The sequence below is a fragment of the Parabacteroides sp. AM58-2XD genome, assembly GCF_003463685.1.
In the GTDB taxonomy this organism is placed as follows: Bacteria; Bacteroidota; Bacteroidia; order Bacteroidales; family Tannerellaceae; genus Parabacteroides; species Parabacteroides segnis.
The window spans coordinates 1-16,900 of the sequence record NZ_QSDP01000130.1 but is presented as its reverse complement, the minus strand read 5'-3'; the positions used below and the strand labels follow the sequence as shown (position 1 = coordinate 16,900).

The window sequence follows — 16,900 nt, the reverse complement described above, 5'->3', positions numbered from 1 at the left end:
TCTGCAAGATTACCTTTATTCCCCAATTACACAACTTTTTTTGAAATATTTTAATGATTTATGCCACAAAACATATTTTAATAGAAATTTTGGTGCGGTTGCCCTGGATCATTTATAAAAAATAGGGTACTGTTTAAAAATAATCTTTACCTTTGTCCCCGGTTTTGGTGTCACAAATCCAGTTCTACGGAAAAGTGATGAAAAGGGAATCAGGTGAAAATCCTGAACAGACCCGCTGCTGTAAGCTCCGCCAAAGTCGTTGAACACAACTCAATCCACTGTTCGCAATGAATGGGAAGGACGTTCAATGACGGAGTAAGTCAGAAGACCTGCCAGAATCAGTAGTTTTAAGCTTTCGAGGAATAAGGCTGAAAAACATGTAAGTAAGGACTTGGTTGTATCCTGTAGAGAGTTCTGGCTGTTCATGTGTTCCGTTCAGTTTTATCGAAAGCCTGTCGTTAATATATAATGTTTTTGATGGAATGAGAGGTTTCATACATGTATTTTTGTTGTTTATTTGTTTGTTCCCTGTAAGTCTGGCGGCGCAAGACAGGGTCACGCTGTCCGGAGAGGTGAGGGGAGAAGATGGTGCTCCGCTTCCTACGGTTACTGTTGCCATCGAAAATACGACGGCAGGGACATACACCGACGACCGGGGGCGCTATTCACTAAGCATGAAACCAGGAAAACATACCCTTATAATTACCCTACTGGGCTATAATACAATAAAAACAACTCTCGATATCCGCAGGAACAAGACGCTCGATTTCGTTATGGCTGAAAATTCCGTTACCCTGAACACAGTCGAGGTGTATGGCAAATCGAAAACACAGAAGATCAAGGAAGGTGCTTTCTCTGTAAATGCCCTTGATGTAAAATCGCAGATCAACTCGTTGAAGAATCTGACTGATATAGTGAACCGGACGACTGGAATAAAGGTCCGGGAAGAAGGAGGAGTCGGTTCCGATTTTGATCTTTCCATCAACGGGTTATCGGGTAATTCTGTCCGTTATTTCATCGATGGCGTGCCTTTGGACAGTAAGGGTAGTAATGTGACGCTTGCCAATCTGCCTGTCAACCTGATTGACCGGGTGGAGATCTATAAAGGGGTAGTGCCTGCTTCGTTGGGAACGGATGCATTGGGCGGTGCCGTCAACATTATTACCAAGGCGGAGAAGGAGAACTTTCTGGATGCATCTTACAGTATTGGTTCCTTTCATACACACAGTGCCGACCTGAATGCACTGTTTGTGGAACAACGCACAAGCTTGATTGTGCGTCCTACCGTTGGCATCAACTATTCGAAAAATGACTACCGGATGAAAGATGTGCAGATGCGTGACGAGACTGGCGACCAATTCATCTATGGCAATCCCAAACGTTTCCATGACGGTTATTTTTCGCTTTTAGCACAGATAGAAGCAGGAATAGTAGGCAAATTTTGGGCGGACGAATTCTTTGTGTCGGCATCTTATTCCAAAACAGACAAGGAACTGCAAACCGGCTCCGTACAGACCAAGGTGTATGGCATGGCGGAGCGTAATTCGGATGCATGGAATGTGTCGGCACGGTACAATAAACGCAACTTTCTCACAGAAAACATGACATTGAAGGCGACCTTGTCACACACATGGGATCATTCCATCACCATTGATACCGCCTACCGTAAATATTATTGGGACGGAGGCTACATCGTGAGTCAACGCAACGAAATCCGTGGCGGCGAACGCTCCATACGTCATTATAAGCGTCCGCTGACTATTGCTCGTGCCAATTTGGATTATCAGTTGAATGAGCATCACGGCTTTAACCTGAACTATAATCTGAGCCGGACGGGCAACGACCGCTACGACGATTTAGACCAGAGTTTCGAGCCGTCTAACGATGCGGTAACCAAACATATCGTCGGACTGACTTACAGCCAATCGCTTTTCGACGGCAAGATGCAGAACGTAGTCTTTGCCAAAGACTACGTGAACCATCCCAATATCCGGCAGACCGATCAATTCACCGTAACCGGCTCGGACAAGGTACAAGGTTCGACTACGAAAAACTATTTAGGATACGGAGCCGGACTGCGTTATACGTTCTTCAACCCGTTGGCGGTAAAGATTTCATACGAGCATAGTGTACGTTTGCCTATTGCCCGGGAACTGTTAGGCAACGGAACGACTGTTTATGCCAATGTGGCGTTAGAGCCGGAGAAGAGTAACAATGTCAATCTCGCCTTGTTCGGGACATGGCGTCCAGCCGCCCGTCATACCGTCTATTACGAGGCAAACGGTTTTCTGCGTTATGTGGACAACTATATACAAACTTCCGTTATCGAAAAAGAAGGTATGTTGCAGTATGTCAACGATCCCGCTGTCCATATCAAGGAGTGGAAGGTGAAGTCAGCTACGACTGGGACGGACGGTTGCAACTCATGGCCAATGTCAGCTATCAGGATGCCCGCGACCAGCAAAAGTATAAGGAAGACGGCAAGCCTTCCGCCACTTACGACAACCATGTGCCTAACCGTCCCTGGCTGTTCGGCAGTGCGGAGGCAAGTTATACGTTCCGCAATCTTTGGCAACAAGGCGGCAAGTTGCGGTTAGGTTGTACGTTCCAGTGGGTACATTGGTATTTTCTGACCTGGGAAGCCTATGGCAACCGCGATACAAAGGCGCGTATTCCCTCGCAACACATTTGCAATGCCAATGCTACTTACTCATGGAAGCATGATCGCTACAATATCGCATTGGAGTGTACCAACTTCCTCGATGAAACGGCCTACGACAATTATAAGCTGCAAAAGCCCGGACGTGCTTTCCTTGCGAAATTCAGAGTCTTTATTAATTAACATTCATATTAAAAACAAAAGAAAATGAAGAAGTTCAAATTTGCCTTGTTAGCCTTCATGACAGCCCTGATCTCATTTGCATTCACGGCTTGTTCTGATGACGATGATGTAAAAGACGTGCCTGTTACCGCAGTCACAGTTTCCCCGACTACATTAGCCTTGAAGACGGGAACTACAGGAACACTGACGGCTACCGTCGCCCCGGAAAATGCAACCGTAACAACTGTTTCATGGACCAGTTCGGACGATAAGATCGCTACAGTAGATAAAGGTGTAGTCACTGCTGTTGCCGAAGGTACAGCGACGATCACCGTAAAAACGGATGATGGTGCTTTTACTGCCACTTGCGCTGTCACGGTGTCCAGCGATGCTCCGGCTTTCGACGAAAGCAAGTATCATTTCGATTTGTTCCTGACGGTAGGGAAGCATGGTGGCATGAGCAGCAAGAATACAACTGTTGTAAACAGCATCAATAAGTTGACTGCCGATATGGGAACCATCACTGTCAAAGGAGAAGGAACTGAACTGGGCGATTTCTCGATGGAAAGCATCTCGAAGGGTAAATATTACTATCAGATTCCTTCAAACAATGACCGTTTTGTAAAGTATCAAATTAAGGATAACAAAATTGTGACGGTAGCAGAACGCCCGTTCAAGACAAATACTTATAAGGTGCGTTCTTATACTCACGCCTGGATTGACGACAACACGCTTGTTATCATGTCCACCAATGGAGACAAGACAAAAGTACTTTGGACAAAGCTGAAGGCGGACGATATGTCCATCATTGCTGAAGGCGAATTGAGCATCACTGTTCCGGAAGGATACAACACCCTGAGTACTTCAGGAATCCTGACTTATCGCGAAGCTGATAATAAACTATTCTATTTCTATTATGGAAAGATCGTAAGTTCAACTCTGGTGGGAGCCCCCAATGAACCGAAGTTCCGGACAGCAGTTATCGATCCCGCTACGATGAAGATTGAGCAGAGTCTCGTTTCTCCTGTCAACAGTGAAATGGCCGGAAGTGCTTATGGAGAGTTAATGCAAGATTGCGTGATGTATGACGAAGCCGGTAATCTTTATTTGGCTGCTTTCACGGAAGAAGGCGACATGGAAAAAGGTATGTTACTGCGTATCAATGCTGGAAAATTCGAGTTTGATGCTTCATACAACGGTTACAAGGATGCAGACGGTAAGTTGATGACTGTTCAATATCTGGGTAATAACAAAGCGTTGGCTTATGGCCGGCATGATGCTTCAGGTACGAAGATCGACAGCTATAGCCACTATTATTCCATCATCGACCTTGCTACAGGCGAAAAGACGCGCTTGAGCTACAATGGTAAGGAGTTGGCTTACAGCGGTGGCCGTTTTTCTCAGCGTTCTGTTCTCTTCAACGAGAAAGCCTATTTTGGCGTGAATACCGAAGCTGATGCCAATGCCATCATCTACATCTACGACACCAAGACTGGTACTGTAGAAAAAGGAGCGGAAGTGGCTGGCGAATTCTACTTTGATATGATCCGCGTAGTAGAAAACGATTGATCTCTTTCAGGTTTCAGCCGGTGTGATCCACCATATTTCAAAACATTTGGCTGAAGGGATGCATTGCTGATTTGTATTCCGACCGATAGGCAGCCATGCCCCGGCCAGTAGTTACCCGTTGGACAACGGGTAGTTATCCGTTTTACAAGGTATAGGTGTTTTGATTTGTAAATAAGGGACCTTTGATTACAAAACATATATGTTTTGAAGTCAAAGGTCCTATGTTTTGCAGGAGGTTGTCCTGGTCCGGATTTTCGTATACATCTTTTATCATTTCATCCCTTCAGGGCGGCAGTTTGATTACTAATCTGTTGAAGCGTCTGAAGGCTGAAATCTATAGATTGAAGTTGTATATGTTGCTTCGATCCGGTATATTACAGATTCAAATGTAGGACAGTAGTGTCATAACAGATAGCACACCGTGTTAGCCGTAGTAGCACTATAGTGTTGGTATAATAGAACTTCTCACTTCAATATCTTCTTTTGTAAGGCCCTGAACCAGATAAAGGAAACGATTCCTTTCAGCATGCTGGAGATACTGATTGCCCACCATACACCGACAATTCCCAATCCCATGGCTGATAATACAATAGCCATCGGTATACGCAACGAGTTGAAGGTAATGCTGATGATTGCAGGAGGAACCGTCCGTCCTGTTCCGTAGAACAAGCCCTGCATAGTGATCTCCAGCATCATGAACAACATCGAGTATCCGTCTATTCGCAGGAAAATACCTCCGGCCTCGAAGGCTTCCTTCTGGGGTACGATCAGTGAGAAGACTTCGCTGCCGTAAAAGACGAATAATAAGGTACACAGAATACCGAATACAGTCGTCATCTTCAATGTCGTGTGATAGGCTTCCAGCACCCTGTTCTTTTCGGAGGCCGCGTAGTTCTGGGCAACGAAAGCACTCAGTGCCGTGTTGAATCCCTGGGAGGTGTTCCAGGCTATCGCTTCAATCTGTCCTCCGGCGGTGAGTGTCATCAGGCCGATATGTCCACCGTAAGTGGAGGCTGTGCGTGCCATGAAAATGTTGATGATGGCAAACAGCGTATTCAGCATGGCTACCGGCAGGCCCAGTTGTAGAATCCTTTGTGAATAGTTTCTCTTTAGTCTGACGAAGAAGGAGAATCCTCCCAGTAACTTGCTTCTCCATTTTAACTGATATACGAAAATGGCACATACCGTGGCTTGCGATAACCAGGTTGCCCAGGCGGCTCCGGCTGTTCCCATATCGAATACAAAAATGAATACCGGGTCGAGTATCATATTAATGATAAGTCCCGTTCCGCTGATGTAAAACGGTATTTTACTTAGCCCTGCCGCATTATGGATGCCGGTGAAGGCTGCCGAGAGGAATATAAAAGGAAAGGCGGTCGATACGATCCGTAAATATTCGACAGCACTTTCTGCAATAGGAGCTTCCAGTTTATAGACACCGATGATCGGATGGGCAAAGACAAAAAGAAGCAATCCCCAGCAAACAGAGATGATCAGGGCAATGGTGAGGTTGTGGGATGAATAATTCCGTGCATCTTCTTCATTCCGTGCACCTATACTTTGCCCCACACTTACTTCCGAACCGACTTTATTCAATAGAGAGATCGAATTGGTCATCCAGGTAAGGATGCCGACAGCTCCGATAGCCGCAACGGCTTCACTGCCCAGGCGTCCAACCCAGGCCATATCGGTGATGCTGTAAGCCATTTGAATAAAAGAAGTACCCATGATCGGCAATGCCAGATTAAATAGTTGCCGTTTGATAGGGCCTTGTGTCAGTTTTTTTGTTCCTTGCATGTTCTGTCTTATTTGGGTGCAAAAGTAGGAATAAAAAAGGAGAACCCGATATTGGATTCTCCTTCTGATCTATGTTTCTTTATCTGATTAGAAATTGATGTTCACTCCGATCATCGCACTGAACTTCTGCAACGGATAACCGTAGTAAAGTTCGTATTTCTGGAACAGTACGTTGTTCAGTTTCAAATACAGTCCGAAGGTATCGTTGAAGTTGTATGCTCCGGTGAGGTTCAGTTCGTTGATGTTGTCCATCTTCAGGTCTTGTCCTAAAGAGACGCAGGTTTCACGTCCTGTTGCCAGGTAGTAATCCAATGAAGCTGACAGGTTTTTGAGGGGGCGAACGGTTACACCGGCAGTTATTTCCATTTCAGGCATACCGAAAGCCTTTATTTTTTTGTCCGCTTCGTTTTCCCAGTTATCATTCAGTTTTGCATCCCAGTTATTATAAACTCCTTTCAATGAAATTTCAAATAATTGCTGGTAGCTGTACTTCAGATTAGCCCCGATAAAGAGTTGATTGGTATTAACATTATTCAGGGGAGCACTGAAATTACCGAAAGCATCGTTTTCATTATTGAATACGGGAACAAAGAAGTAATTATTGTTGGTGATCTTATATCCTCCGAAAACATCAAACCAGAAACCTGGTGCTACTCCGCTTTTTATACCTAAAATACCATCCAGCCAGTTACGGGAAGGAGTTATTCTTGATATGGGAGACGAATAACGGTTTGTCCGGAACAGGTCATACATGCTGTTTGATTGCAATTTCCCATTGGCATTCAGGTATAACACTGTTTTGTCTGCCACTTCAACGTCTGCAGAAATATTGGGTGAAACCATTGCCTTTTTGTATTCTCCGCTGAAGAACATGGCATTTACTCCCAGCTTAATGTGCCAGTTGTCGCCTTCCACTTTATAATAAGGGCTTAAGGTGGCGGTAGCGAAATTATCGAAATAAGTACCATATCCGACTTTTTCACCTTCTGTTATCTCCAGTTCTTTAGGAAGACTGTAATTGAAGTACTGGAAGTTTCCGTCCAATCCGACCCGCTGATTGCCACCGAATGAGGCATTCAAACCGAAATCAAGAGTGAAGGTTCCTTCTGTGGTGCCATCATACGGTTTTCCCATTCCATATTTATAGGAGAAATTGGTATAATCTAAATTCAGCAGATAACCAACCGGAGCATCTGCTTTCGATTCAACACCTACATTCGCTTTAATTGTTTGGGCAACCTGATTGTCTCGACATCGCTAACGGGATCAGGCAGCGCACTTGAAGCAGGATCAATATAGATCGGAAATCCATAATAATTGAATCCTGAATAACCATACTTAAGGCCCATCTTCAAAAATAATTTATCGAAGTTGTGCTTAAAGTTCAAACCTCCCATATTGTCATTCAGTTTCGCTTTCACCTTTTCGTCAAACTGCAAGTATTTCACCTTGCCGTTGGTGGAACGGTGCGAGAACCAGATATTCAATTGATCCTTGTCCGTGCTGAGGATATGGTATCCCAGGTCACCGTTCAGGTTCAGATAGGTACCGCCGCCGAAGTTGAAATAACCGCGGCGCTTGTTGTATTGAATATCTGTCATGATATTACCTGAAGGAAGCAGGCTGATCTCTTTTGCCGGGTCGGCTGCAACCGTGAAATTGGCATAGTCGATCGGCATTTTCTTTACTTCCGGTTCCTTGATGACCGGAAGGGTGTTCACTTTGCTTGCATCCTGTACCGTCGGGTCGTACTCGCGTTCGAGCGTCATCTCCCGGTCCAGATTCTGTTTCTTCGAAGTATCTTCCTGTGCACTCATTGTGGCGGTAGTCCCAAGCAAGGCTACGACACACAGCGCTTTTACATTATATATAGTCTTCATTGTATTCTATTATTGCTTTAGTTTACCTAATCTGTCCTCAATCATAGCGGCGATTTCGTCATCACCCTTATAGTTGTTCTTCAGGTTGTTCAGATAAGCACGTGCCTGAAGATCGTCGCCCTGGCGGATATAAATATCAGCCCAAAGGATGAAACCGCGTGCCAACCAGTACTGGTGAGGCGTGCCGTTCTTGGCGAAGTCTTCCAGGATCTTTTCCGCATTCTTATCGTCGTTGGTATCGTAGAAGTACTGGGCCAGCAGGTATTTTGCTTCGGCACCGTGTACCGTACGGGTGTCTTTGCTGAGCACTTTCAGTCTTCGACGGCTTTAGCCGGCTGTTTGTGGTCGATGTAGGCTTTAGCACGGATATAACGGGCTTCGGCTTCCACTTCGGGTGACAGTTTCGGATCTTTCAGCAATTCATTGGCTGCCAGTTGGGCTTCTTCCTGTTGTCCGGTCTGTAAAGCACAACGCATGATGCCTAAACGGGCAGCTTGCTTGTTCTCCGGATTTTCGGCTATGATCTGTAAGCGCTTGAAGCTCTCCAATGCAGCAGGGAAATCTTGAGTGAGGTATTGCATTTCTGCCGTGCGGGCCACCGATTCTTCAAGGAATTTGGTATCTCCGCTCTCGATAACCGATTTGAAACGCTGAAGTGCTTCGTCGTATTCTTTCTTGCTAAAGGCGATGCTTCCCAGATAATAGTTCGCATTCGAACTGAAAGCGCCTTCGGGGAAGGTCTGCAAATAGTTGATCAGGCTGCGGCGTGCTTCTTCGTTGTTGCCACGGTTGAAGAGTTTCTCAGCGGCAATATAGGTAAGCGAATCCTGTTCGCTGACTTCCAGACGGACATTTCCACCCAGTGAGTTGACGTAGTTGGCGTACGAATTGATGTCGTTCAGATCAATGTAAACCGACTTTAAGTCTTGTAAAGCCACTCTGGCTTCTTCGCTACCCGGATAATTGCTGATCACTTGCTTATAGGCTGTAGCCGCTTTTTCCGGTTGGTTGTCATTGAAGTAAAGCAATCCTAACTGGATACCGGCTTTACGGGCCAGGCTGCTTTGCGGGAATTGCTGTATCAATGTCTCGAAAGCCTGTGCAGCTTGTGAGCTGTTTTCAAGCAATACATAAGAACGTCCTTTTTCGAACAAAGCATCGTCCACATATTGTGATTCCGGATAATCGCGGAGCAGACGGTCCATCGCGCTGATCTTACCCCGGTAATCTTTCTGCAAGCCCAGCAGGAAGCCTTTCTGGTAAACGGAATAGTCGCCGGCAGACGGTTGCAATTGGGCGGCACGTGTATAGTTTTCTTCAGCCTGTGCGAACTGGCGATTCTGGTACAGGCAGTCGCCGATACGGTTGTAAGCATCTGCCAGTGCCGGTGCATCCTGGTTGTTTTCCAGGTTGATATACTGGCGGAAACGGTTTTGTGCCTCTCCGTATTCTTTTAGTTTGAAATAACAATATCCCAGGTTATAATGGGCCAGTGCGTACATATCTGTATTCCGCTGGCGGGTGTTGTTCAGATAAGTACGGTAGTCTGAAATAGCCTGGCGGTAATCTCCTTTGCGGTAATAGGATTCGCCGCGCCAGAAATAAGCGTCATTGCGCGATTCCATATTATAAGAACCCAGGTTGATGGCTTTCGAGAACAGGTCGACTGCTTCATCCAGTTTCATGTTGGTGAAAGCCTGTGTTCCCAGCTGGAACAGAATGTCCTGTTTGGCTTCCAGTATCTTGGTGCTCGGGTGGTTGATCTTATTGATAGAGTTGAGGGCTGCCTGGTAGTTCTTGGTTGTCAGGTAGACTTCCACCAGGTAGTCGTTTACTTTGTCGGCATATTGAGAGTTCGGGAAATCATTCAGGAAATCTTCGAAGATCGTAACCGATTCGCCGAATCCGGTAAAGGCCGTTTCATGGATCAGCAATGCATAATTGAACATGGCTACTTCCTGAATCTGTTTGTCGAATGAAGAGGTTGCCGCAGCCTCGAAAGCCATACGGGCATTGTTCTTGTCTTTCAGCTTCAGGTAAGATTGTCCGAGATAAAGGTAGGCATTCTGCGAGAGTGCGTCGTTTTCACGTACTGTCTGCGACAAGGCGTTTACAGCACTGCTGTAATTCCCTTTATTGAAGTAGCAAACACCCAGAATGTACAAATCTCCTCTTAACGGACTGTCGGTCGACGATACATATTTGCTCAACATGTTGATCGCCTTGTCCTGGTTGCCCAAATGGTAATAGGAATTACCTAGGATACGGTACACTTCGCTGTTATTCTTGCTGTTCGGATAGGAGGAGAGAAGTTCTTCCCCTTCGCTCACTACCTTTTCATATTTATTCTGTATGAAATAGATCTGTGTAATATAGTACAAGGATTGCTCGCGGTAATCCGGCATCTCTTTCAGGCGACTGAACTCTACCAGCGCGTTATTGTATTTGCCGGTTGCATAATCGATATAGGCCACATAATAGGTGGACGCTTCACGGTACTTGGTACCGATTTGCTGTATCCGCGAAAAATATCCGCGTGCCTTATCCATCTCACCGGTCTGCAATAATGAATAGGCCAGCCGGAAGCTGTAAGCCTCCTGTTGCTCCGGACTGAGCATGTCTATATCCGATTCGTTGAACCAGAAAATAGCTTTCTGGTATTCCCCGCGTTCGAAATGAATGGAACCGATCAGGAAATTCACTTCATCGCTATGGCGTGAAGCCGGATAATCTTCCAGATAATCTTTCAATAGTTCGTCGGCATTGGGACGTCCCTGTTCATAAGCTGCATATACGATCATATAGTCAGCTTCCTGGATCAGGTCGGCATCTTTCGAATGCTGTTTGTAGGCTTCCAACTTATCGATACAACCCGGATAGTTCTTTAAACTAAACAATTCTTTACCTTCTATGAACAAACGGTCCGGTGCCTCAAACTGGTACGACCGTTGCCCGCTAGCCACATGACTTCCTACCACCAGGCACAGTGGAATAAGTATTCTTTTCATCGCTCCTTCGCTTTAATATACAGATAATAAACAGTCTCTGTTAGTTCTAAGTTGCAAACTTACATAAAAAACACCGATTTATATGCTTGCTTGCTAAAAAAGGAGAATATCCCTACACTCCTTATAACAGCACCTGAAAAAAACGTGTTAAAATTGCGTTAACATAAACCGCCCTTGAAGGTCCGTTTTGTTAAAGTTTTTCCTCCATTTTAACACCAATCCTAGGGAGTGGAGGTTAAGTGGAGCTTCACTGGAGCTAATACGGAGGTAAAACGGCAATTTTTGTGTTAAAATCGATAAGGATATTTGTGTATATTTAACCGGTTTTCCGTGAACACATTTTTGGTTGGAGGGGGCGTTTTGCACTTAGTGAGTGGGAAGGATCATAAAAATAAAACCGCCGCGAATCACTTCGGGGCGGTTTCGGTTTCCACTTTTACCATCAATTATGTTTTATATAATTATGTGGAGTATTTTTTGTTCTTGTTTTATCGTACCATCTTGTAATAAGTTTTCTTAGCCCAAAAGAGATTTGTGTAATAACCACTTGGCTCTTCGTAGTTCTTAGCGATAGCTGCTTGGCAGTTTTCGCTATTATAAGTCAACTCATCGTTTGGATAAGGCAAACGGTTGGGAGGTGTTGGGAAACCTGTTACCTGGTTATCAGTAGCAAATTCAACAACTGGATAACCGGTACGACGTACCACGTTCCAAGCACTTAGCTTGTCCAAGAAACCGAAGTTCAGCCATAATTGTGTACAGATAGCTTCCTGTGTCGGTTTCCAAATGCTTTCAACATAGGCTGTGATAGCTTCGTCTGTTGGTCTGACTAATGGACGGAATCCTCTGTAACTATCGTTGCCATTTTTATGAAGCGTGCTTGTTTCTTTCATATCCCAATAATATTCGATAGACTGTTTCACGCCTTCTACGAAATTGGCTTTCGCTTTGTTGGCATCAGCAGCTACGCCATATCCCATCAAGTAAGCTTCCGCTTTGCTAAGGCTTACTTCGGCAGCGCTTAACCATAAGCCGAATATGTTTTCATTACCTTGATATTCTGCCCAACCGGCAGCAGCGATTGTATCGATTACACAGAAATAGTTGGCTTGTGACATGCCCCTTGCTACGTACTCTTTCTGTTTTTCGTCTGTTAAGCTTGTAATTTCTGCTTCAGTCATCATAACATCATAAGCGATGTATTGACCGTCGGGATTACAATCGTACATAACTTCCAGACGTGGGTCGGTATTTTCATCAGGAGTACCGTTTGCCGGCAGGTTCATAGCATCTAGATAGTCTGTGAACAAGCAGACATACCACTTGAACGAAGAGCCTGCGAGAGACTTTTACCGAAGTTGAATTCATCTCTCTGGGTATTGGCTGTCACACCCATGTTTTCCGTATTGTTGTCGATCAATGGGTACTGGCTTGGATTGTTCAGGATTTCAGCAATGGCAGCATGGGCTTCTGCTGTGCAATCACCGGCAGTAGACAAATGAAGGGCAATACGCAAGCGGAGTGAGTTGACATATTTTTGCCATATTGTAGCATCACCTGCTGCGATAGTGTAGTCTTGACGACTTAATGAATTAAGACCGATTGTATTTACATTGCCACTGGCAAAATAGTCACCCACTTCTTTCAGGTCGACAAGGATCTGTTTATAAAGTGCTGCATCGTCCTCATAAACACATTGTTCTTTGGCAGCATTGTATTCACCATCTTTCCAAAGTGTACCGGCACCATTGTAAGGAACATCACCGAACAGAGACAACATTTCATGTAATTGTGATTCTACCAATGTTCTACCCAAATAATAAAATATAATGTTTGAGGGCTTTTCCGTTTCGGAAAGGTTCTCGTAAGTCTGTTCCAACAGACGTTGTTGAGTTAACATATCATAAAAATTCTTCCAACGGTCATCGTAACGACCTTCACCGGATCCCATAAAACGAGCGCGTGAATTGGTTGTACCGATAACTCCGGAAAAGAGACCGGATGTAGTAGACTGTATCCAGTGACGGTAGTAAATCGGGTTCATCCATGTATTTCCTTTGTACATTACGCCGGTGAATACTTGAGGAACACCTACTGTTGTTGTTTGAGAAGGATCTGCATACTTATCATCATACGCTGAATCGGCGCATGAAGAAGCAAGCGATACCAGTGCGATTCCTCCTGCTAACAATGAAAATATCTTTTTCATAAATTCTTCTTTTTAATCTGATTTAATAAGTTGTAAATTAGAAGTTGGCACGAACGGAAAAACCGAATGTACGGGCACTGGCTGTAGAACCGCCTAATTGTGCTTGATAGATCCAGTTGGTACCGTCTGTCGCTTCAGAGTCGAACAATTTTAATGTACGATATACATAGAACGGGTTGCGTACGAAAGCTGAAACCATCAGGTTATTGCAAGCAAACTTTTTAGTCAAGTCTGTCGGCAATGTATATCCTAAGCTGATTTCACGACATTTGATGTAGCTGTTCTTCTGGATGGCATCCTGATAACTCATGCTTGCACCTGTTCCCCAGCCATACATATTGATGTTCGCTTCCATTTGGGTAACAACGATGTCATTCGGAGTGCCGTCTTCTTTTACACCTGGCAGAATCAAACCATTGTCCCAAACATAGTGACCGTTTATCATTGTTTCGCCTCGTTGATAGTTGCCTACTTCGCTTGGGCTGACAACGTGGATGGCACCTTTATCGTCCATTGTTTCAGCATCGCTATAATAGTATAAGCCTCCGGTAGAATGATCGCGAACGCCAACGGCATCGGTGATATTACCTACACACATCATGTACTGCCAAGGAGCATTCAATACATCGCCACCAAAACGGAAGTCGAAAGCCATATCCAATGTGAAGTTTTTGTAGCTTAAACTTGTTCCAAAACCTCCGGTTACTTTCGGCATGGCGTTACCTACTTTGTGACGTTCGGATGTGTCGGTGATGTACAGACCGTTGCTGCCAACGATATAGTTACCATTTTCGTCCGTCTTCCAAGTATAGGTGTACCAGTCACCCATAGATTCGCCTACGTGCGATTCAAGCGAGGCTGCACCACCGTCTACACCACCACTTATATGATTAAGAACATCCAGACCGTCAGCCAGTTTATTGACTGTATTTTTGTTCCAAGCCACGTTGGCACGCAAATCCCACTTCCAATCTTTGTTTTCGATAGGAGTACCGTATACGCTAAATTCAACACCCTTGTTGCTTAACTCACCGACGTTCATCAACATGCTTTGTGCACCCATAGAAGCGGCACTGGTTGTTTGAAGAATCTGGTCTTTGATAGTATTGCTATAGAAGTTGAACTCCATGCCTAAACGGTTATTGAAGAATTTGTTTTCCAAACCGATCTCAAATTCATATTTGGTTTCCGGTTTGATACTTTCATTACCGATGCTTGTATCTATATAGTTGTAGTTATATGTCGATCCTCTCAGTAATGATCCTTGTTTGAATGCCAAAACAGCACGATAAAGTTCAGGAGCATTACCCACAATACCGTAAGAGGCACGAACCTTTCCATAGTTCCACCAAGTCGGCATTTGATCTTTTAATAACTCTGTATAGAGCACACTGGCACTTGCAGAAGGATACCAGAATGAGTTGTTGCCTTTCTTCAAAGTAGAAGTCTTTTCCTGACGGATAGAACCCTCTAAGAATCCCCATCCGTTGTAGCCATAGCTGGCAGTCAGGAAGGCACCTGTCTTAAGCAGGTCTTGTTTATCCATACTTGCATTCTTTGTACCGACAGAGGCATTCAGGTGGAACCAGTTTTCTTGTGTCAGACCTTGGCTGGTGCTAACATCCGATTTGTAATAAGATTCCTGACGAGCTGTCCAACCCAAGTTGGCTGTTATGTTATGAAGTTCATTGAATGTTTTGTCGAACATTAACATCACATCGCTGTACACAATCTGGTAGCGGCTGTTGTTCAATCCATAAGAGTCGCTATACTGACCGTTGGTAGAGAAAATATGTGCGTTTTCTGCACGGTTTTTGTTTTCAATCTTATCAACTGTCAAGTCGGCAGCTGCACGTCCGCTCAAAGTCAATCCGGGGATGATTTCCCAAGTCGGGTTAACAGAACCGATGAAGCGTTGGTGTTCTTCCAGCTGTTCTTTTCCCATGATGTTCCAGAAATATTCACTCATTAATGAGGTAGAACCCATTGGGGTGTAAAGGAATTGTTCATCCGGAGTTAATGTATCGCTTGTTCCACTATTATAAGCAGAGATGCTGTTTTGGTAACCGAGACTTGTCACCGTATGATCGCGTATGTAAGCCACATCGGTAAAACCTCCGAACATACCACCGAAATTGTTAGTCAAACGACTGATACGGTACGGACGGTTTTTGATGTACTGGTTCTGATATGTAGCCGTATAGTTCAACTTGATGGTATTGGTCACATTGAATGTACCGTTCAGGTTGAAGTTGTGCTTATGGTTGTTGGAGTTGAGTTGCATCGCCTTCACATCGTTGTAGGTGTATGAGAAACGTACATTGTTTTTCTCAGTACTGTTGGTCAACGACAGGTTGTAAGTCTGGTTTACACCGGTACGGAAGATATCAGCCCACTGGTTATGGTCGATCGGTTCAAATGCACGCTGTGTACCGTCAAAGTAAGTAACCATCTTGCTTGGATCGTATTTGGCACCCCATGAATAATAAGTTTCACGGTTTGGAGTTGTAATTGCGTTACCGTTGCGGTCTACACGTGACTGACGAAAACCGGTTAGGGCCTCTAAACTGCTGTTACCTAATTGTGAGTTATCATAACCAGGCCCATATTCTTTTTGTATATCAGGCATATAAGCCACTTTGTCGAAACTTACGTTTGCGCTAAAGTCGATCTGTGTACCTGAACCGGCTTTGGCCTTTTTGGTAGTAATCATCACAACACCGTTGGCAGCTTCCGAACCGTAGAGGGCAGAAGCGGCAGCACCTTTCAGGATGGAGATGTTTTCAATATCTTCGGGATTGATATCCACCATACCATTGGAGTTGATACGTTGGTTACCCCAGTAGCCATCGTTGTTTGTATTACCGTTGTGAAGAGGAACACCATCCATGATAATTAACGGCTGAGTGTTACCGGTAATAGAAGAAAGACCACGAACGGAGATAGAAACAGCAGATGTGCCACCACCGGGAGCCGCTTGAATACGTACACCGGTAGCTTTACCATAAAGTCCGGTAGCAATGTTAGAACCACCGGTTCTGGTTAATTCTTCAGAAGAAACGTTACTTACAGCATAACCTAATTTCTTGGCATCTTTCTTGATACCCAAAGCCGTAACCACCACTTCGTCCAATTTTTGAGTGTCTTCAGCAAGTTTGACGTTCAACGAAGCTTGTCCCGTGTAAGTGATTTCTTGAGTGGCATAGCCGATAAAAGAAATCTGGATAACGTCTCCGTTTTTTACTCCTTCCAAGTTGAACTTACCATCCATATCGGTAATACTACCGTTAGTGGATCCTTTGATCACAACTGATGCTCCGGCCACAGGTCCGAAATCATCTTCTACAACACCGCTTACTTTACCACTTTGTTGGGTAATAGCGGTTTCTTGCTTTTCTGGCGCTGAATTGGCATATACACTTGTAGGAAGTGTTATTGCTCCTGCGACAAGAATTAAGCTGACAGGTTTGAAGTGTTTCAACATAATTAATGAGTTTATTTATAATAATACTAGTGTTAGTGGAGTTGCTTTAGATTTGACGTTTATTGATGTTTTTGATCTTAGTTCTAAAAGAACTATGTTGGAACAAGAATAAAAAGACTATAATTATCAATA

At 44.5% G+C, this 16,900-nt stretch carries 7 protein-coding genes, 2 pseudogenes and 1 riboswitch; of the genes and pseudogenes, 2 read left to right on the top strand and 7 right to left on the bottom strand.

Annotation, left to right across the window (positions count from 1 at the left end):
* Positions 1–148 precede the first annotated feature (148 nt).
* A riboswitch (cobalamin riboswitch) is annotated at positions 149–352 on the top strand.
* Positions 353–482: 130 nt separating this feature from the next.
* Positions 483–2,842, top strand: a pseudogene (locus DXA15_RS22270) (carboxypeptidase-like regulatory domain-containing protein).
* A gap of 24 nt (positions 2,843–2,866) precedes the next feature.
* On the top strand, positions 2,867–4,390 hold the full coding sequence (locus DXA15_RS22265) for an Ig-like domain-containing protein (protein WP_128135475.1): 1,524 nt from the start codon (positions 2,867–2,869) through the stop codon (positions 4,388–4,390).
* Between the two features lie 465 nt (positions 4,391–4,855).
* Here the strand turns inward: DXA15_RS22265 and DXA15_RS22260 are convergent, their stop codons facing one another.
* From DXA15_RS22260 to DXA15_RS22240, 7 genes and pseudogenes are all read right to left on the bottom strand, one after another.
* Complete coding sequence (locus DXA15_RS22260; protein ID WP_128135474.1) at positions 4,856–6,187, bottom strand: MATE family efflux transporter; 1,332 nt, start codon at positions 6,185–6,187, stop codon at positions 4,856–4,858.
* Between the two features lie 87 nt (positions 6,188–6,274).
* Positions 6,275–7,321 carry a TonB-dependent receptor gene (locus DXA15_RS27245; RefSeq protein WP_233567541.1) on the bottom strand — a complete coding sequence of 349 codons (1,047 nt, stop codon included), beginning with the start codon at positions 7,319–7,321 and terminating at the stop codon, positions 6,275–6,277.
* Positions 7,322–7,398: 77 nt separating this feature from the next.
* Entirely contained in the window at positions 7,399–8,067 is a 669-nt protein-coding gene (locus tag DXA15_RS27240) for a hypothetical protein (protein WP_233567540.1), read from the bottom strand.
* A 9-nt stretch (positions 8,068–8,076) separates the two neighbouring features.
* Positions 8,077–11,075, bottom strand: a pseudogene (locus DXA15_RS22250) (tetratricopeptide repeat protein).
* Between the two features lie 488 nt (positions 11,076–11,563).
* Positions 11,564–12,361 carry a SusD/RagB family nutrient-binding outer membrane lipoprotein gene (locus tag DXA15_RS27745; protein ID WP_255420000.1) on the bottom strand — a complete coding sequence of 266 codons (798 nt, stop codon included), beginning with the start codon at positions 12,359–12,361 and terminating at the stop codon, positions 11,564–11,566.
* 5 nt (positions 12,362–12,366) lie between these two features.
* Complete coding sequence (locus tag DXA15_RS27740) at positions 12,367–13,284, bottom strand: SusD/RagB family nutrient-binding outer membrane lipoprotein (protein ID WP_255419999.1); 918 nt, start codon at positions 13,282–13,284, stop codon at positions 12,367–12,369.
* Positions 13,285–13,321: 37 nt separating this feature from the next.
* Positions 13,322–16,768 carry a SusC/RagA family TonB-linked outer membrane protein gene (locus tag DXA15_RS22240; protein WP_128135473.1) on the bottom strand — a complete coding sequence of 1,149 codons (3,447 nt, stop codon included), beginning with the start codon at positions 16,766–16,768 and terminating at the stop codon, positions 13,322–13,324.
* Between the last annotated feature and the right edge of the window lie 132 nt (positions 16,769–16,900).

What these genes read in the sequence shown, in the direction of transcription:
- DXA15_RS27245 (WP_233567541.1), bottom strand. Translation starts at nt 7,321, where the DNA reads ATGGGAAAACCGTATGATGGCACCACAGAAGGAACCTTCACTCTTGAT.
- DXA15_RS27740 (WP_255419999.1), bottom strand. Translation starts at nt 13,284, where the DNA reads ATGAAAAAGATATTTTCATTGTTAGCAGGAGGAATCGCACTGGTATCG.
- DXA15_RS22260 (WP_128135474.1), bottom strand. Translation starts at nt 6,187, where the DNA reads ATGCAAGGAACAAAAAAACTGACACAAGGCCCTATCAAACGGCAACTA.
- DXA15_RS27745 (WP_255420000.1), bottom strand. Translation starts at nt 12,361, where the DNA reads ATGAACCTGCCGGCAAACGGTACTCCTGATGAAAATACCGACCCACGT.
- DXA15_RS22240 (WP_128135473.1), bottom strand. Translation starts at nt 16,768, where the DNA reads ATGTTGAAACACTTCAAACCTGTCAGCTTAATTCTTGTCGCAGGAGCA.
- DXA15_RS22265 (WP_128135475.1), top strand. Translation starts at nt 2,867, where the DNA reads ATGAAGAAGTTCAAATTTGCCTTGTTAGCCTTCATGACAGCCCTGATC.
- DXA15_RS27240 (WP_233567540.1), bottom strand. Translation starts at nt 8,067, where the DNA reads ATGAAGACTATATATAATGTAAAAGCGCTGTGTGTCGTAGCCTTGCTT.